Source organism: Bacillus sp. L_1B0_5, assembly GCF_000836715.1.
GTDB classification, from domain to species: domain Bacteria; phylum Bacillota; class Bacilli; order Bacillales; family Bacillaceae_G; genus Bacillus_A; species Bacillus_A thuringiensis_S.
Window position 1 is genome coordinate 55,192 of record NZ_JXIS01000009.1, and the last position, 17,385, is coordinate 72,576.

A 17,385-nucleotide genomic window follows, 5' to 3' on the forward strand; every position below is an offset into this window, starting at 1 on the left:
AGATAGTTATGTTAGAAGGTAGCCCTGGAGCATCTTTTCTGAACGGAATAGTTCTCATTAGGAAAAGACGGATTTGTCCGTTATCAAATTAAGAGTATAAGCAAATTATGAATTTGTTTGTAAATAAAGGTGGTACCGCGATGTCCCTCGTCCTTTTTGGATGAGGGACATTTTTTATTTTAAGGAGGGAAAATAATGTCAAACACGGAAAAGAATTTACCAACTAAATATGATCATATGTCCGTTGAAGAAGGCCTTTATCAATGGTGGCTTGAAGGCAAGTATTTTGAAGCAACAGGAGACGAGAAGAAACAACCGTATACAATTGTAATTCCACCTCCGAACGTAACTGGTAAGTTACACTTAGGTCATGCTTGGGATACAACTCTTCAAGATATTTTAACTCGTACGAAGCGTATGCAAGGATACGATGTGTTATGGCTTCCAGGAATGGACCATGCTGGTATCGCAACACAAGCGAAAGTAGAAGGAAAACTTCGTGAAGAAGGTATTTCACGTTACGATCTTGGCCGTGAGAAATTCCTTGAAAAAGCTTGGGAGTGGAAAGAAGAGTACGCTTCTCACATTCGTCAACAATGGGGGAAAGTTGGTTTAGGACTAGACTATTCTCGCGAACGTTTCACATTAGACGAAGGTTTATCTGATGCGGTTAATAAAGTATTCGTTCAATTATACGAAAAAGGCTTAATTTACCGCGGTGAATATATTATCAACTGGGATCCAGCAACACGCACAGCTCTTTCTGATATTGAAGTAATTCATAAAGAAGTTCAAGGTGCATTCTACCATATGAACTATCCGTTAACAGACGGTTCAGGTCACATTCGCCTTGCTACTACTCGTCCAGAAACGATGCTTGGTGATACAGCGGTAGCAGTTCATCCAGAAGATGATCGTTACAAACATTTAATCGGAAAAACAGTTACACTTCCAATCGTAGGCCGTGAGATTCCGATTATTGCTGATGAGTACGTAGAAAAAGACTTCGGAACAGGCGTTGTAAAAATTACACCAGCTCATGACCCGAACGACTTTGAAGTGGGTAACCGTCATGACTTACCACGCATCTTAGTAATGAACGAAGATGGATCGATGAACGAAAAAGCTGGTAAGTATAACGGTATGGATCGTTTCGAATGCCGTAAAGAATTAGTGAAAGACTTACAAGAAGCTGGCGTATTAGTAGAAATCGAGCCTCATATGCATTCAGTAGGTCATAGTGAGCGTAGCGGTGCAGTAGTTGAGCCTTACTTATCAACACAATGGTTCGTAAAAATGGCTCCACTTGCAGAAAAAGCAGTAGCACTTCAACAAAAAGAAGAAGAAAAAGTAACGTTCGTACCAGAGCGTTTTGAAAACACATATTTACGCTGGATGGAAAACATTCATGACTGGTGTATTTCTCGTCAATTATGGTGGGGACACCGCATCCCAGCTTGGTATCATAAAGAAACTGGTGAAGTATACGTAGGTACAGAAGCACCAGCAGATATTGAAAACTGGAATCAAGATAACGACGTACTTGATACATGGTTCAGTTCAGCGTTATGGCCATTCTCAACACTTGGTTGGCCAAATGAAGATTCAGCAGACTTCAAACGTTACTATTCAACAGATGCACTAGTAACTGGTTATGACATCATCTTCTTCTGGGTATCTCGTATGATTTTCCAAGGTTTAGAGTTTACAGGCGAGCGTCCATTTAAAGATGTATTAATTCACGGTTTAGTTCGTGATGAGCAAGGTCGTAAGATGAGTAAATCTCTTGGTAACGGTATTGACCCAATGGATGTTATCGAGAAGTACGGTGCAGATGCAATGCGCTATTTCTTATCAACAGGAAGTGCACCAGGTCAAGATTTACGTTTCAGCATGGAAAAAGTAGAATCTACTTGGAACTTCATTAATAAAATTTGGAACGCATCACGTTTCGTATTAATGAACATGGATGACATGAAGTATGAAGAAATCGATTTAACTGGTGAAAAATCAGTTGCAGATAAGTGGATCTTAACTCGCTTAAACGAAACGATCGAGAGTGTAACACGTAACATGGATAAATATGAGTTCGGTGAAGCTGGTCGTTCATTATACAACTTCATTTGGGACGATTTCTGTGACTGGTACATTGAAATGGCGAAACTTCCACTATACGGTGAAGATGAAGCAGCTAAGAAAACAACTCGTTCTATTTTAGCTTACGTATTAGATCAAACAATGCGTCTATTACACCCATTCATGCCATTCGTAACAGAGAAAATTTGGCAACATTTACCGCATGAAGGCGAATCTATTACAGTAGCTGCGTGGCCAACAGTTCGCGAAGATTTACAAGATACGGAAGCGGCAGCAGAAATGCACCTTCTAGTTGATATCATTCGTTCTGTTCGTAACATCCGTGCAGAAGTTAATACGCCAATGAGCAAAAAAGTTCAAATGCAAATTAAAGCAAAAGATGAGGCTGTACTTGCTCAACTTACGAAAAATAGCTCTTACATTGAGCGTTTCTGTAACCCAAGTGAATTAACAATTCAAACGGAGTTACAAGCGCCAGAAAAAGCGATGACTGCAATCGTATCAGGTGCGGAGTTATTCTTACCGTTAGCTGATCTTATCAATCTTGATGAAGAGAGAGCTCGTCTTGAGAAAGAACTTGAGAAGTTTGATAAAGAAGTAGAACGTGTACAGAAGAAACTTTCTAACCAAGGTTTCGTAGCGAAAGCTCCTGCAGCGGTTATTGAAGGAGAGCGTGCGAAAGAGCAAGATTACCTAGAAAAACGCGAAGCAGTTCGTCAACGTCTAGCAGATCTTGAAAAGTAAAAATGTTTTTAGAGACTCACTATATTGGTGAGTCTCTTTTCTTTGCGTATAATAGAACTATGAAAGTTGTCTTTTGAAAGGGGAAAAGCATACGTGATACATACATACGAAGAAGCGATAGGGTGGATTCATACCCGGTTGAAATTTGGTATTAAACCAGGATTAGAAAGAATGAGTTGGATGCTAGAAGAGCTCGGAAATCCAGAGCGTCATATAAAATGTGTTCATCTTGCTGGTACAAATGGAAAAGGTTCAACGTTAACATATATGCGCTACATGTTAGAAGGCGCGAAATATAAGGTAGGAACGTTTACCTCTCCTTACATCGAAACATTTAATGAGCGCATTAGTGTGAATGGAACACCAATTGCAGATGAAGAGATTACTGAACTCGTAAAGATGGTAAAGCCAGTCGTTGAAAAGCTAGATGAGACAGATTTAGGGGAAGCGACTGAGTTTGAAATTATTACTGTTATGGCAATTTGCTATTTCGGTAAAGTCAATTTCTGTGATGTTGTTTTATTTGAAACAGGGCTTGGTGGACGTTTTGATTCTACCAATGTTATACACCCTGTTCTCACGATTATTACGAATATCGGTCACGATCATATGCATATTTTAGGGAATACACTAGGAGAAATTGCATATGAAAAGGCGGGGATTATTAAGTCTGGCGTGCCGGTAATTACTGGTGTACAAGATGAAGAAGCTTTGCAAGTCATTCAAAATGTTGCAAAGGAAAATCATGCAAACTTATACGAACTTGGCAATCATTTTACAGTGTTACATAAACAGTCTAACGAAGATGGGGAACAGTTTGATTTTACTTGTCCTTTTTCCGCATTTGAAGATTTGCAAATCTCAATGAAAGGCCTTCATCAAGTAGGAAATGCAGCGCTAGCACTTATGGCAGTAATGTATGTAAAAACATATTTATCATTTTTAATTGAGGAAGAGGTAATAAGAACGGGATTACGGGAAGCGTATTGGATTGGGCGCTTTGAAAAGCTACAAAGTAACCCGGATATTATTATAGATGGTGCTCATAATCCAGAAGGTATTGAAAGCCTTGTGAAAACAGTAGAAGCGCATTATAAAGATAAAAATGTAATAGTTTTATTTACTGCCCTTGGTGATAAACAATTGCATAACATGGTAGGCCAATTAGAAACCATTGCAGATGAAATTATTTTTACAACATTCGCCTTTGATCGTGCTATTTCTGCCGACAAGCTTGCATCATATTCGCAAAAAGAATCAAAACTAGTTTTTGAAAATTGGAAAGAGGCAATTGATACAAAAGTTGAAATGATAGGGAAAAATGATGTTTTTATCATAACAGGTTCTCTTTATTTCATTTCTGAAGTTCGAAAATATATTCGAGAGAAAAACTAGATAGTCTTTGCTATCTAGTTTTTTTGTTCTACAAATGAAGTCAAATGCATACATATAAGATAAATATATAGGGTTATTTGGCGAATTCCTCTGACAAATATCTCGTTTTTTTGTGAAATGAATATGATATGATGCGGACAACGATAAGAGGTGAGGTGTGAGTGTATGGACAAGCAATCACGAACGATCTCAGTGAAAGTGAATGGAACAGAAGCGAAGTATGAGGAAAAGAAGAAAGATGAATTTGAATGGATGGTAGTAGAAAGTGAACGACCGAAAAATGTTGTTCCGTTTCAAAAAGCGAAATCAATGTCTGTGGAAAAATACCGAAAGAAGTGGAGTAATACATTAATTGCAATCGTTGCAACCGCAATTATTATCGGTACGGCGTTTGGAATGGGGATGCTTCATTTACTTACTGGACAAGGAACAACAGGAGGAAGTGAAGTAACTGCTTCAAGGCCGACTGGAAATGGAGAATCAAAGGTGGGTGGAACGGCAGAACAAACACCAGCACCGAAAGAAGAAAAACAAAGGGCGCAGGCAGGAACGTCATTGGATCCGATGAAATTATTTTTTGTTCAAGGGGGGCTTTATTCTTCTGAAGAAAAAGGACAGGCAGCTCTTGAAGAATGGAAAGGCAATGGGGGCATTGGTGCTTTGAGAGCGAGCGGGGATAAGTATGCAATAGTTGTTGGTATTGCTAGCGATGAACAGGCTATAAATCAATTAATGACTAAGTATAAAAATGATGGTGTCTCCGTTTTAAAGAAGAACTGGGATATAACAGATAAAGCATTGCTGAAAGATGATAAAGAAGTAGGAACATTTTTAACAAAAGTGCAGCCATTATACACTCATTTAGCAAAATATGCTTCTAGCGTACAAGTTGGTGGAAAAAGCAGCGCAAAAGATATAGAAGCGATTGAAAAAGAATGGAAAGTGATTGAAAAAGAAGGGAAAAGTATGAAGCGAGAAGAAGCAAAGAAACTGTATATGTATACGTCGGTAGCTGTACAAACAGTAAAAGATGGGAAAATGGATAAGGAATCTTTGGCGAAATTAAATCAAGTTATTATTGATGGGTTACTCTCGTATGAAAAAATTGTTTCGTAGAAAGTGAAATGATAGGATAATAAAATGAGTAAGAAAGAAGTACATGTACTTCTTTCTTTTCTTTTGAATTTAGAGCAAAGTGCTTTCTCTATGACAGGAATATAATCGTATGCAATAAAGAAGTATTATTTTTAGTTAGAGAAATTAATATTTCTTTCATTTGTGGGCAAACTATTCCTTTGATACGATTGATATAAATTGTTCTGCTTCATGTGAGAAAGGAAGGAGAAAATATGAAAAAAATAATTTTAGCTTCAGGGTCACCTCGGAGGAAGGAATTGCTTGAGTTAGCTAGCGTACCATTTGAAATCGTTGTAAGTGAAGTAGAGGAAACAATTGGTGCATATTCATCGCCTTCTGATATTGTAATGTCGCTTGCCTTGCAAAAAGCATCAGCGGTTGCAGAAAATAATAGTGATCACATTGTGTTAGGTGCAGATACAATTGTTACATATGAGTCGCGTATTCTTGGTAAGCCTTCTAATGAGGATGAGGCGAAAGAGATGTTACAATTACTATCAGGGAAAACACATGAAGTGTATACAGGTGTTGCGATTATATCAAAAGAAAAAACGGTTACTTTTTATGAGCGTACAGAAGTTACGTTTTGGGAATTAACAGAAGAGGAAATTGATACATACGTCGCGTCGAAAGAACCTCTTGATAAAGCAGGTAGTTATGGGATTCAAGGTAAAGGGTCTATTTTCGTTCAACATATTCAAGGGGACTACTATAGTGTAGTTGGCTTACCAATTGCACGTCTCGTTCGGGAATTAAAACAATTTGATATTGATGTAACCCATGCGTAAAATTGCATGGGGTTTTCTTTGAGAGAACAAATAAAGGGGTGGAGAGATGAACGGTATTCGTGATGTTGTAAGAGAAGAACAACCACGGGAGCGTTTATTGTTAGAAGGTGCTGGAAGTTTATCAAATCGAGAGCTTCTCGCAGTGTTACTCAGAACAGGTTCTAAAGAAGAAACAGTTTTAAAGTTGTCGGATAAAATTTTACACCAATTTGATGGCTTGCGTATGTTGAAAGATGCAACATTAGAAGAGCTAATTAGTATACATGGTGTTGGGATTTCAAAGGCATCGCAACTTATGGCGGCCTTTGAACTAGGTAGAAGAATGGTACGTTTAGAATATCAAAATAGATATAGTATTCGAAGTCCAGAAGATTGTGCGAAATACATGATGGAAGAAATGCGTTTTTTACAACAAGAGCATTTTGTTTGTTTATATTTAAATACAAAAAATCAAGTTATACATAGGCAAACGATCTTTATTGGAAGTTTAAACACGTCAATTGTACACCCAAGGGAAGTTTTTAAAGAAGCCTTCCGTCGTGCAGCAGCCTCTATCATATGTCTCCATAACCATCCCTCAGGAGACCCCACGCCGAGCCGTGAAGATATTGAAGTAACAAAACGCTTAGTAGAATGTGGCCAGATTATCGGAATTGAAGTGCTTGATCATATTATAATAGGTGACCATAAATTCGTGAGTTTAAAGGAAAAAGGTCATATTTAAGACTATGCTTTTTACTTATTTTGTTTTATAATGTGATTTATGAGTTTTTTGTAGAAATTTATCTACAAAAAGGATAAAGATATAAAAAACGTACTGTTTTTATAATATAAAGTAAGAAAAAATGAGTCCGTGAAAACAAGAAAGGAAGATAAATAATATGTTTGGATTTGGTGGATTTACTCGCGATCTTGGAATAGACTTAGGAACTGCGAACACGCTTGTATATGTAAAAGGAAAAGGTGTAGTTTTACGTGAACCTTCAGTAGTTGCGTTACAAACTGATACGAAACAAATCGTTGCTGTAGGTAGCGACGCAAAACAAATGATTGGTCGTACACCAGGGAACGTTGTGGCACTTCGCCCGATGAAAGACGGTGTAATTGCTGATTATGAAACAACTGCAACAATGATGAAATATTACATTCAACAAGCTCAAAAATCAAACGGTTTCTTTTCACGTAAGCCGTATGTAATGGTATGTGTACCATCTGGTATTACAGCTGTAGAAAGACGTGCAGTAATCGATGCGACTCGTCAAGCGGGTGCTCGTGATGCTTATCCTATCGAAGAACCATTTGCAGCAGCAATTGGTGCAAACTTACCTGTTTGGGAACCAACTGGTAGTATGGTTGTTGATATCGGTGGTGGTACAACAGAAGTTGCAATTATTTCTTTAGGTGGTATTGTAACAAGCCAATCAGTTCGTGTTGCTGGTGATGATATGGACGATTCAATCATTCAGTACATTAAGAAAAGCTATAACTTAATGATTGGTGAAAGAACAGCTGAAGCATTAAAATTAGAAATTGGTTCTGCAGGCGAGCCAGAAGGTATCGAGCCTATGGAAATTCGCGGTCGTGATTTAGTAAGTGGTTTACCAAAAACAGTACTAATTCAGCCAGAAGAAATTGCGGATGCATTAAAAGATACAGTAGATGCGATTGTAGAATCAGTTAAAAATACGTTAGAAAAAACTCCACCGGAATTAGCGGCTGATATTATGGACCGCGGTATCGTATTAACAGGTGGCGGGGCATTACTACGTAACTTAGATAAAGTAATTAGTGAAGAAACAAAAATGCCAGTTCTTGTTGCAGAAGATCCATTAGATTGCGTAGCAATTGGAACGGGTAAAGCATTAGACAATATCGATCTTTTCAAAACTGCTGCTCGATAATATTGCAAAATAAAAATCAGTGAAATTAAGAGGGTGTGAACGTGCCACAGTTTTTCTTAAACAAAAGATTAATTGTTTTGTTGGTTAGTATTATTCTTCTCGTGGCATTGATTGGAATCTCATTGAAAGAACGGAACAGTTTAACATGGCCAGAGCAGTTTGTTAAAGACACTGTCGGTGTTGTAGAACGTGTATTCCAAAAGCCAGCGAAATACGTAGCTGGATTCTTCGAAAATGTAGAGGATGTAAAGCGCACGTATGAAGAGAATAAAGAATTAAAAGCAAAATTAGATAATTATGCAGGTCTATCAGGGAAAGTAAAACAATTAGAAGATGATAACAAGAAGCTACAAGAGCTAACTGGTAAGAAAGAGTTAAATAGCGGGTATACTGAAATTCCAGCTACTGTTGTTTCTCGTAATCCAGATAAATGGTACGATTTAATTGGAATTGATAAAGGGGCACAGCAAGGAATTAAAAAAGATATGGCTGTAGTAACTTCACAAGGGTTAGTTGGAAGAGTGAAAAGTGTATCTCAGTTTACATCATCAGTAGAATTACTAAGTTCTATGAGCCGAACAAATCGCGTTTCTGCTATTGTACAAGGGCAAGAGAAAATCTTTGGTTTGATTGAAGGTTATGACAAAGAAAAACAATTACTTCTTTTCACAAAGATTGGCTCTGATGCACCGGTAGCAAAAGATCAACTAGTTGTAACATCTGGACTTGGTGATATTTTCCCGAAAGGTCTTGTAATTGGAAAAATCGTTGATGTTCAGCCGGATGCATATGGCTTAACAAAAACAGCTTATGTAAAACCTGCCGCTGATTTAAATGACGTAGAGCATATTACGGTTGCTAAACGTGCAACACCTTCAGCGCCATTAGAATAGGAGGAGAAGAAGAGATGATGAAGATATTAAAAAGAGCAGCTCTTCCTCTTTTGCTCCTTTTTGTGTTTCTATTTGAAAATATGTTTGCTACAGTTGTTCCAACGGATGTGTTTTGGAAAGACAGTATAGCAGCACCGCATTTCTTTATAATCGTCTTATGTTTTATTACAGTGTATTATAGTCCGGTCCAAGGGATTTATTACGGACTATTATTTGGCTTCTTATTTGATACCGTATACACAGAACTTGTCGGGATATATATTTTTGCTTATCCGATTTTAGCTTATTTAGTTTATAGTGTGATGAAAGTATTACAATTGAATTTATTTATTGTTGTTTCTATCATATTAGCTAGCATTGTAGCACTAGAGTATTATGTGTATGGATTCTTAACTTTGTTAGGACGTACTCATATGCCAGCGCATGTCTTTTTCACAGATCGTCTCCTTTCTACTTTATTGTTAAATGCTATTTTCTTATTGATAGTTTGTTTCCCACTGAGACGATATATAGTGCGTCTTTCAAAAGCGATGGAAGAAAAAGAAAAAAGGATTTTCTAATTTTATGTCGAATTGAATCGGTGGGGTGAACTTTAGTGGAAGAAAAAAAGCAACAAAATGTAACGATAAAAGGGACAAAAGATGGGATAACGCTTCATTTAGATGATTGTTGTTCATTCTCAGAATTATTGATGGAATTAGACGAAAAACTTTCTACACATTACTACGATGGTGATGGGCGCTCTTTAATTGAAGTGCATGTGAAAGTAGGAAATCGTTATTTAACAGAAGTCCAACAAGAAGAGATTCGTACGTTAATTCGTAATAAAAAGAATCTTGTTGTGGATTCAATTGAAAGTGATGTTATCACTAAAGCAGAAGCAATAGCTTGGAAAGAAGAAACAGAAATTGTCCCTATTTCCAAAATTGTTCGCTCTGGACAAGTTTTACATGTAAAAGGAAATTTGTTGTTAATTGGAGATGTTAATCCAGGCGGAACGGTTATCGCTGGGGGGAATATTTTTGTTGTAGGATCATTAAGAGGAATTGCGCATGCTGGGTATTATGGGGATTCGGATGCTGTAATCGCTGCATCTGTTATGAACCCGATGCAACTTCGAATTAGTGATGTGGCAATGCGGGCTCCGGAAGAGAAAGAAGACGGAGCGGAGGCGGCAGAATGTGCGTATATTAATGAGAACAATCACATTGTTGTCGATCGCCTGCAACTTCTCACTCATCTTAGACCTAATTTAACAAAGTTAGAAAGGGGAATTGTATAGCTGTGGGAGAGGCAATAGTAATTACATCTGGAAAAGGCGGAGTAGGTAAAACTACAACGTCTGCGAACATTGGTACGGCCCTAGCGTTATCTGGAAAGAAAGTGTGCTTAATTGACACAGATATCGGTCTTCGAAATTTAGACGTAGTAATGGGGCTGGAAAATCGTATTGTATTTGATCTTGTTGATGTCGTTGAAGGGCGTTGCCGTTTACCTCAGGCTCTTATTAAAGATAAACGTTTTGATGATCTTTATTTATTACCTGCAGCACAAACGAGTGATAAATCAGCGGTAACACCTGAACAAATGGATGAATTAATACAAGTATTACGTCAAGATTATGATTACATATTAATTGATTGTCCTGCGGGGATTGAGCAGGGGTTTAAAAATGCGGTAGCTGGTGCGGATAAAGCAATCGTTGTTACGACGCCAGAAGTATCCTCAATGCGCGATGCGGATCGTATTATTGGGCTTTTAGAAAAAGAGGATATTGAACCACCGAAACTTGTTATTAACCGTGTACGTAGTCATATGCTTCATGAACAGGATATGTTAGATGTTGATGAAATTGTACGTACATTGTCAATCGAGCTTCTTGGTGTTGTCGAAGATGACGATGAAGTTATTCGAGCTACAAATACAGGTGAACCTGTGGCGTTGCAACCAAGCGGAAAAGCAGCGTTGGCTTATCGTAATATTGCAAGACGCTTGTTAGGTGAGAATGTACCATTACAAGCATTTGAACAAGAAAAGGTATCGGTATTTGCAAAGGTGAAAAACTTCTTTGGAATCCGTTAAGAGCACTTCGCATATATGCGAAGTGCTTTCTTTTTTCTTCACACGAATATCTTTCTTTCTTAGCTCATACATATGTACAAACTGTATACAACTGTTTCTATTGAAATTAGCTTAACGAAAGAAAGGAGACAGTATGAAGAATAGACGCGTAGAAGAAATTAAAAAGCGGATTGCAAAAAGGAAGGCCGAGCAAGAAAGGATGGAGGAAGAGCAGTATTTTACCGGAGGGAATTTTGATAGCGAAACAGTATTTATTGAAGATGGAGAAAAGGAAATGCATCCTTTATTTCGAAAGGAAGTCTTTTTCTTCAAAGTTTTATTATCAGCAATATTAGTTCTTTCGGTTGCTATTTTATATAAGAATGCTCCTTCTTCATTCAATGGAGCTAAAGCTGTTACAGAAAAAGTGATGAAAGAGGAATTTCAGTTTGCTACTGTAGCGAAATGGTACGAAAAGCAATTTGGAAAACCGCTCGTATTCTATTCGCCAAACGAGAAAAAAGAAGGAAGTATTCAGCAAAAAGATTATGCAATTCCTGCTTCTGGAAAGGTAATGCAAGGGTTTCAAAAAAATGGCCAAGGTGTATTTGTCCAAACAGCTACAAATGCAACAGTTGAGTCAGTGAATGAAGGATTAGTTGTTTTTGCGGGTAAGAAAGAGGAACTTGGAAATACAGTTCAAATTCAACATGCAGATGGTACGGAGTCATGGTATGCAAACTTAAACGATATGTCAGTGAAATTATATGATTACGTTTCAAAAAAACAAAAAATTGGAACGGTGAGTAATGATACAAATGATAAAAATGGAAAGTTTTATTTTGCGATAAAAAAGAATGAAAAATTTATTGATCCGATCCAGGTGATATCATTTGATTAAATATAGGGACGTTTTAACGAAAATTTCCGTGCATCCATTATTTTGGGTTATTATTGTCATTGGTATTTTTACTGCACGTTTTAAAGAGTTACTACTGTTATTTTGTATCGTTCTTATTCATGAACTTGGGCATGCTTTTGCAGCAGCACACTATAATTGGCGTATAAAAAGAATTCAGCTTTTGCCGTTTGGTGGTGTCGCCGAGCTTGAGGAACATGGTAATAAGTCATTGAAAGAGGAACTTGTTGTCGTAATTGCAGGACCGATTCAACATGTTTGGATGATGCTGGTAGGTTATATGTTGTTTGAAGCCGGTTGGCTGAATGCAGATTTATATTATTTCTTTATGTGGAATAATATAATTATTTTAGCGTTTAATTTACTCCCTATTTGGCCGTTAGATGGCGGGAAAGTATTGTTTAATATACTATCATATCGTTTTCCTTATTTACAAGCACATGAAAAGATGATGAAATTGTCATGTGTTTTTTTTGGTGTAATATTAGGATGGCAGTTGCTCTGGAATAGTAACAATATTATGATGTGGGTACTACTCATATTTTTGGCAGTGTCGTTATATCAAGAGTGGAAACAAAGACGGTATGCATTTATGCGTTTTTTATTAGAACGTTATTATGGAAATAAAAGAGGGATTGAAAAGATTGCACCTATTGAAGTGCAATCAGAAGATCATTTATATAAGATATTCACAAAATTTCGTAGAGGATATAAGCATTCTATTATCGTCCGTGGAAAATATAAAGAGCATTACACATTGGATGAAAATGAATTGCTCTATGCATATTTTACTGAAAAACGAACAACTTCATCAGTTGAAGAATTAATCGGTTAGTGTTGACGATAGCACTAACCTTTTATTATTGTAAAAGCAAAGAAGATTATAAAGTGAGGAAATAATTTTGAAAACGTTATATGTGAATTACGCTGGTTCGGAAAAGCGCGTTGCAATTGAAGAGAAGAACAAGATTGTTGAGTTTTTATGGAAACGTAATGAAGAGCAAGAAATTGTTGGGCATATTTATGTTGGACGTATCGTAAGAACAATTGCTGGAATGAACGCAGCTTTTGTAAACATCGGTTTAGAAAAACATGCGTATCTTTCATACGATGATGTACCAGCTTCTTATCGTATACATGAAGGGCAAGCGATACTCGTACAAGTTGTGAAAGAGGCAATTGATACGAAAGGGCCTAAGTTGACAGCGAATATAGAATTTACCGGGAAATATGTCGTTTATATGCCGTTTGATGAGATGCGAGCTGTTTCTCGGAAAATAAAAAATAATAAAAGAAGACAACAGTTACTTGAAATTGAAGTAGAAGGAACGGGAGGTTACATTTTCCGCTCTGCCTCTGAAAAAGGGGAAATTGAAGAAATACAAGCTGAAATGCAAGGGTTACAACAGTTGTATGAAGAGTTAAAAAGAAAAGAGGATCAAGGAAAGGCGCCGTTATTACTTCATCGACCGGCGACCTTTTTAGATCGTGTATTTCAAGAGAACCCAATTGAAACAATTGAAAAAGTAGTTGTAGATACAAGAAGTATAGTAAAAGAATTAGAAGACAAAGTTGGAAAAGAAAAAGTATCTTTTTATAATGAAAAGTCTTCGATGTTTAACCATTTTGGAATAGAGCGTGAAATTGAGAAAGCACTCCAAAAAATTGTGTGGCTTCCAAATGGTGCTTATTTAATTGTAGAGCAAATGGAGACGATGACTGTAATTGATGTGAATACGGGCAAGTTTACTGGGAAACAAAATTTACAAGATACAGTACTTCGCACAAATGAGATGGCAGCTGAAGAAATTGCACGCCAATTAAGACTTCGTGATATTGGTGGTATGATATTAATTGATTTTATTAATATGAAAAAAAGAGAAGATAAAGAAAAGGTAAGAGAATGTCTCATAGCTGCTATGAAAGATGATCGTACTTATACAAGAGTGCTTGGATTTACTGAGTTAGGAATTTTGGAGATGACACGAAAACGTAAAAAACATTCTTTACGTGACGTATTACTAGAAGAGTGTGTATCTTGCAAAGCGACGGGTTATGTAATGTCGTATGAAACAATTGCGTATGAGCTAGAGAGAGAATTAATCACATATGGCAACATAGAGGATGAGGCAGTATTAATCGCTGCGCCTAAAGAACTGCAAAAACAATTTTTGCAAAAAGAATTACAAAAAAATATTCCATTTGAAATTTATTTCAAAGATGATATTATCGAAAAGTACGCTATTATCCGTTTTGGAAGTAAAAAAGAAATTGTAGAACGGAAAAAATAGTTAGTAGAAGATTCATTGACAATACTCAATGAATTATGGTAACATCTTTATGTTATAGTTTATAGCACCTAAACGGCTATATGCTACAACCGCACAAGACAGGTTCCCTAAAGGCATTTATGTCTACCTCGTTTTTGGCGAGTCTTAGTAATTAAGAGGAGGTGCAAGTATGTACGCAATTATCGAAACAGGTGGAAAACAAATTAAAGTTGAAGCTGGTCAAGCAATCTACATTGAAAAATTAGATGTTGAAGCTGGTGAAACTGTTACTTTTGACAAAGTTCTTTTCGTTGGTGGCGAAAACGTTAAAGTTGGTAGCCCAGTTGTAGAAGGTGCAACAGTTACTGCGAAAGTTGAAAAACAAGGTCGCGCTAAGAAAATCATCGTTTTCAAATACAAAGCGAAAAAGAACAATCGTAAGAAACAAGGTCATCGTCAACCTTACACTAAGCTAGTTGTTGAAGCTATCAACGCTTAATTCTGGTTAACATGATTAAAATTACGATAAGTCGCACGAAATTAGGAAGTATCCAATCATTTAAAATGACTGGACATGCCGATTATGCGCCACATGGACAAGACCTTGTCTGTGCTGGAACTACAGCGGTTGTGTTTGGTTCTATAAATGCAGTGGAAGAACTTTGTAATGTGCAGGCAACTATTGAACTCGGAAGTGATGGCGGATTCTTAACGTATGAATTGCCTAATGATTTAGACGTTCATGCAGCAGAAAAAGCACAGATACTTTTAGAAGGATTGGTTGTTTCGCTTAAGACGATCGAACTTGATTACGGAAAGTATATCCGTTTAATAGAAAAAGTGCAGGAGGTGTAACGTATGTTAAGATTAGATCTTCAGTTTTTCGCATCTAAGAAAGGTGTAGGTAGTACAAAGAACGGTCGTGACTCTCAGTCAAAACGTCTTGGTGCTAAACGCGCAGATGGTCAAACGGTTTCAGGTGGTTCAATTCTTTACCGTCAACGCGGTACAAAAATTTATCCAGGTGTTAACGTTGGTCGTGGTGGCGATGACACTTTATACGCGAAAGTTGACGGCGTAGTACGCTTTGAGCGTCTTGGCCGTGACCGCAAACAAGTGAGCGTATATCCTGTTGCTCAAGAAGCATAAGAACTCACGGAAAACTCTAACCTGAGTGCAGGTTAGAGTTTTTCTATATTAAGGGGTATCTAAATGAATGAAAAATGGACAATTATAGATGCATTGCGCCATTCAAGACATGATTGGCTCAATCGTATGCAGATGGTGAAAGGAAACCTTTCACTTGGAAAAGTGGAAGAAATTCATAGTCTCATCGATCGTTTTGTCCAAGAAGCGAGACAAGAATCCAATCTGATGGGGTTATCAATGCCTTTATTTTCAGAGTGGATTTTAACATATAATTGGAAACAGCAGCCGTGCTTATTGGAGTACGAAGTATTAGGGAAATTACATAACTTATCTCACTTAGATGAGACTGTATGTACATGGACGAATCAATTTTTCTCAATGCTTCAGCATAGTTTAGACGTATATGTTGAAAATTATGTTTGTATCACAATTGAATGTGACGCGGAGAATGCTCGTTTCTTTTTTGATTTTCGTGGTAAGCTAACGAGTGTAGAAGAACTACAGAATTGGCTTGCGACCCAAAACAATAAATGGTATTCCATTTCTTATACAGTGCGAGACGAAGAAGTCTCAGTTATATTACAACCAATTGAAAAAAGTGTGGTGAAATAATGTTTGTAGATCAGGTCAAGATATATGTAAAAGGCGGCGACGGTGGTAACGGTATGGTTGCGTATCGTCGTGAGAAGTATGTTCCTAAAGGTGGCCCAGCAGGTGGCGACGGCGGTAAAGGTGCAGATGTTGTTTTCGTAGTTGAGGAAGGCTTACGTACATTAATGGACTTCCGCTACCAACGTCATTTCAAAGCTGATCGCGGTCAGCACGGAATGAGTAAAGGTCAGCACGGACGTAAATCTGAAGATTTAATCGTAAAGGTTCCACCAGGAACAATAGTAAAAGATGAAAAAACTGGTCAAATTCTTGCCGATTTAGTAACGCATGAACAAACTGCTGTAATCGCAAGAGGTGGCCGAGGTGGCCGTGGTAACTCACGTTTCGCAACAGCTACGAACCCAGCACCAGAAATCGCTGAGAACGGAGAACCAGGTCAAGAACGTGATGTCATTCTAGAACTTAAAGTACTAGCAGATGTTGGACTTGTTGGATTCCCAAGTGTAGGTAAATCTACATTATTATCTGTTGTATCATCAGCACGTCCGAAAATTGCAGAGTATCACTTTACAACAATCGTTCCGAATCTTGGTGTTGTTGAAACTGGTGATAACCGCAGCTTCGTGATGGCTGACCTTCCTGGACTAATTGAAGGCGCACATGCTGGCGTTGGACTTGGACACCAATTCTTACGTCATATCGAGCGTACACGTGTAATTGTACATGTTATTGATATGTCTGGTTTAGAAGGCCGTGAGCCATATGAAGATTATGTTACAATCAATAATGAATTAAAAGAATACAATATGCGTTTAACAGAGCGTCCACAAGTTGTTGTAGCAAACAAAATGGATATGCCAGATGCAGAAGAGAACTTACAAGCATTTAAAGAGAAAGTGGGAGACGAAGTAAAAATCTTCCCAATCTCAGCTGTAACGAAACAAGGTGTTCGTGATTTACTATTTGAAGTAGCGAACTTATTAGAAACAACACCAGAATTCCCAATGTACGATGTTGTCGAAGAGTCTGAAGCAAGTGTAATGTATAAATTTGATGCTGAAAGTCTTAAATTTGAAATTACACGTGAAAGTGACGGCACGTTTGTTATTTCTGGTTACGATATCGAGAAGACATTCAAAATGACAGACTTCTCACGTGATGAGTCTATACGTCGTTTCGCTCGCCAAATGCGTGGAATGGGTATTGATGAAGCGCTTCGTGCACGTGGTGCAAAAGACGGAGATATTGTAAAAATTCTTGAATATGAATTTGAATTTATCGACTAAGACTGCCGAAATAGGGCAGTCTTTTTTTATATCGTAAAAATCAGATTTATATAGGAAAAAATCCCCACTAATTAAATTTTCAATTTATAATAAAAAGGGGAGTGGTTTTAGAAGAATTCTTTTATGGGGAGAA

The 17,385-nt window shown here is 37.4% G+C and carries 18 protein-coding genes and 2 other annotated features (1 of these 20 only partly in view); all 18 genes read left to right on the forward strand.

What is annotated here, in order from left to right:
* Positions 1 to 158, forward strand: a binding site (T-box leader) (it extends 74 nt beyond the left edge of the window).
* A 37-nt stretch (positions 159 to 195) separates the two neighbouring features.
* The 18 genes from RT27_RS03285 to obgE all read left to right on the forward strand — a co-directional run bounded on the left by RT27_RS03285 (position 196) and on the right by obgE (position 17,252).
* Positions 196 to 2,841, forward strand: a complete 2,646-nt coding sequence (locus tag RT27_RS03285) for a valine--tRNA ligase (protein WP_043935313.1) — start codon at positions 196 to 198, stop codon at positions 2,839 to 2,841.
* Between the two features lie 93 nt (positions 2,842 to 2,934).
* A complete protein-coding gene (gene folC, locus RT27_RS03290; RefSeq protein ID WP_016080174.1) occupies positions 2,935 to 4,236 on the forward strand; it encodes a bifunctional tetrahydrofolate synthase/dihydrofolate synthase in 1,302 nt (433 codons plus the stop codon).
* A gap of 165 nt (positions 4,237 to 4,401) precedes the next feature.
* A complete protein-coding gene (locus RT27_RS03295) occupies positions 4,402 to 5,352 on the forward strand; it encodes a hypothetical protein (RefSeq protein WP_043935314.1) in 951 nt (316 codons plus the stop codon).
* A 233-nt stretch (positions 5,353 to 5,585) separates the two neighbouring features.
* The gene (locus tag RT27_RS03300) at positions 5,586 to 6,161 is read left to right on the forward strand and encodes a Maf family protein (protein WP_029443367.1); all 576 of its coding nucleotides are present in this window, start codon (positions 5,586 to 5,588) and stop codon (positions 6,159 to 6,161) included.
* Positions 6,162 to 6,207: 46 nt separating this feature from the next.
* The gene (gene radC / locus RT27_RS03305; RefSeq protein WP_016080177.1) at positions 6,208 to 6,885 is read left to right on the forward strand and encodes a DNA repair protein RadC; all 678 of its coding nucleotides are present in this window, start codon (positions 6,208 to 6,210) and stop codon (positions 6,883 to 6,885) included.
* Positions 6,886 to 7,042: 157 nt separating this feature from the next.
* Entirely contained in the window at positions 7,043 to 8,062 is a 1,020-nt protein-coding gene (mreB, locus tag RT27_RS03310; RefSeq protein WP_000466736.1) for a cell shape-determining protein MreB, read from the forward strand.
* A gap of 41 nt (positions 8,063 to 8,103) precedes the next feature.
* Positions 8,104 to 8,955: a rod shape-determining protein MreC gene (mreC, locus tag RT27_RS03315; protein ID WP_016080178.1), complete on the forward strand. Its 852-nt coding sequence runs from the start codon at positions 8,104 to 8,106 to the stop codon at positions 8,953 to 8,955.
* A gap of 14 nt (positions 8,956 to 8,969) precedes the next feature.
* A complete protein-coding gene (mreD, locus tag RT27_RS03320; RefSeq protein ID WP_000975765.1) occupies positions 8,970 to 9,515 on the forward strand; it encodes a rod shape-determining protein MreD in 546 nt (181 codons plus the stop codon).
* Positions 9,516 to 9,550: 35 nt separating this feature from the next.
* On the forward strand, positions 9,551 to 10,237 hold the full coding sequence (gene minC / locus RT27_RS03325; RefSeq protein ID WP_000391521.1) for a septum site-determining protein MinC: 687 nt from the start codon (positions 9,551 to 9,553) through the stop codon (positions 10,235 to 10,237).
* Between the two features lie 2 nt (positions 10,238 to 10,239).
* The gene (gene minD, locus RT27_RS03330; RefSeq protein WP_000503309.1) at positions 10,240 to 11,037 is read left to right on the forward strand and encodes a septum site-determining protein MinD; all 798 of its coding nucleotides are present in this window, start codon (positions 10,240 to 10,242) and stop codon (positions 11,035 to 11,037) included.
* 133 nt (positions 11,038 to 11,170) lie between these two features.
* The gene (gene spoIVFA / locus RT27_RS03335; protein WP_029443366.1) at positions 11,171 to 11,917 is read left to right on the forward strand and encodes a stage IV sporulation protein SpoIVFA; all 747 of its coding nucleotides are present in this window, start codon (positions 11,171 to 11,173) and stop codon (positions 11,915 to 11,917) included.
* Positions 11,910 to 12,770, forward strand: a complete 861-nt coding sequence (spoIVFB, locus tag RT27_RS03340; protein ID WP_016080180.1) for a stage IV sporulation intramembrane metalloprotease SpoIVFB — start codon at positions 11,910 to 11,912, stop codon at positions 12,768 to 12,770. Before spoIVFA ends, spoIVFB begins: the two co-directional genes overlap by 8 nt.
* A gap of 67 nt (positions 12,771 to 12,837) precedes the next feature.
* Positions 12,838 to 14,226 (forward strand): Rne/Rng family ribonuclease, encoded by a 1,389-nt coding sequence (locus RT27_RS03345; protein WP_029443365.1) that lies wholly within the window; start codon positions 12,838 to 12,840, stop codon positions 14,224 to 14,226.
* 77 nt (positions 14,227 to 14,303) lie between these two features.
* Positions 14,304 to 14,381, forward strand: a sequence feature (ribosomal protein L21 leader region).
* Positions 14,382 to 14,395: 14 nt separating this feature from the next.
* Complete coding sequence (gene rplU, locus RT27_RS03350; RefSeq protein WP_000270907.1) at positions 14,396 to 14,704, forward strand: 50S ribosomal protein L21; 309 nt, start codon at positions 14,396 to 14,398, stop codon at positions 14,702 to 14,704.
* 11 nt (positions 14,705 to 14,715) lie between these two features.
* Complete coding sequence (locus RT27_RS03355; RefSeq protein WP_002094147.1) at positions 14,716 to 15,060, forward strand: ribosomal-processing cysteine protease Prp; 345 nt, start codon at positions 14,716 to 14,718, stop codon at positions 15,058 to 15,060.
* A gap of 3 nt (positions 15,061 to 15,063) precedes the next feature.
* Complete coding sequence (rpmA, locus tag RT27_RS03360; protein WP_000944957.1) at positions 15,064 to 15,354, forward strand: 50S ribosomal protein L27; 291 nt, start codon at positions 15,064 to 15,066, stop codon at positions 15,352 to 15,354.
* A gap of 63 nt (positions 15,355 to 15,417) precedes the next feature.
* Positions 15,418 to 15,966, forward strand: a complete 549-nt coding sequence (locus tag RT27_RS03365) for a sporulation initiation phosphotransferase B (RefSeq protein ID WP_001003587.1) — start codon at positions 15,418 to 15,420, stop codon at positions 15,964 to 15,966.
* A complete protein-coding gene (gene obgE / locus RT27_RS03370) occupies positions 15,966 to 17,252 on the forward strand; it encodes a GTPase ObgE (protein ID WP_000497121.1) in 1,287 nt (428 codons plus the stop codon). The genes RT27_RS03365 and obgE overlap by 1 nt, the downstream gene beginning before the upstream one ends.
* Positions 17,253 to 17,385: the final 133 nt, after the last annotated feature.

Excerpts from the sequence above, each read along its gene's own strand:
- spoIVFA (WP_029443366.1), top strand. The coding sequence starts at position 11,171 with ATGAAGAATAGACGCGTAGAAGAAATTAAAAAGCGGATTGCAAAAAGG.
- mreB (WP_000466736.1), top strand. The coding sequence starts at position 7,043 with ATGTTTGGATTTGGTGGATTTACTCGCGATCTTGGAATAGACTTAGGA.
- rpmA (WP_000944957.1), top strand. The coding sequence starts at position 15,064 with ATGTTAAGATTAGATCTTCAGTTTTTCGCATCTAAGAAAGGTGTAGGT.
- RT27_RS03300 (WP_029443367.1), top strand. The coding sequence starts at position 5,586 with ATGAAAAAAATAATTTTAGCTTCAGGGTCACCTCGGAGGAAGGAATTG.
- mreD (WP_000975765.1), top strand. The coding sequence starts at position 8,970 with ATGATGAAGATATTAAAAAGAGCAGCTCTTCCTCTTTTGCTCCTTTTT.
- RT27_RS03285 (WP_043935313.1), top strand. The coding sequence starts at position 196 with ATGTCAAACACGGAAAAGAATTTACCAACTAAATATGATCATATGTCC.
- obgE (WP_000497121.1), top strand. The coding sequence starts at position 15,966 with ATGTTTGTAGATCAGGTCAAGATATATGTAAAAGGCGGCGACGGTGGT.
- radC (WP_016080177.1), top strand. The coding sequence starts at position 6,208 with ATGAACGGTATTCGTGATGTTGTAAGAGAAGAACAACCACGGGAGCGT.
- RT27_RS03365 (WP_001003587.1), top strand. The coding sequence starts at position 15,418 with ATGAATGAAAAATGGACAATTATAGATGCATTGCGCCATTCAAGACAT.
- rplU (WP_000270907.1), top strand. The coding sequence starts at position 14,396 with ATGTACGCAATTATCGAAACAGGTGGAAAACAAATTAAAGTTGAAGCT.
- RT27_RS03355 (WP_002094147.1), top strand. The coding sequence starts at position 14,716 with ATGATTAAAATTACGATAAGTCGCACGAAATTAGGAAGTATCCAATCA.
- RT27_RS03295 (WP_043935314.1), top strand. The coding sequence starts at position 4,402 with ATGGACAAGCAATCACGAACGATCTCAGTGAAAGTGAATGGAACAGAA.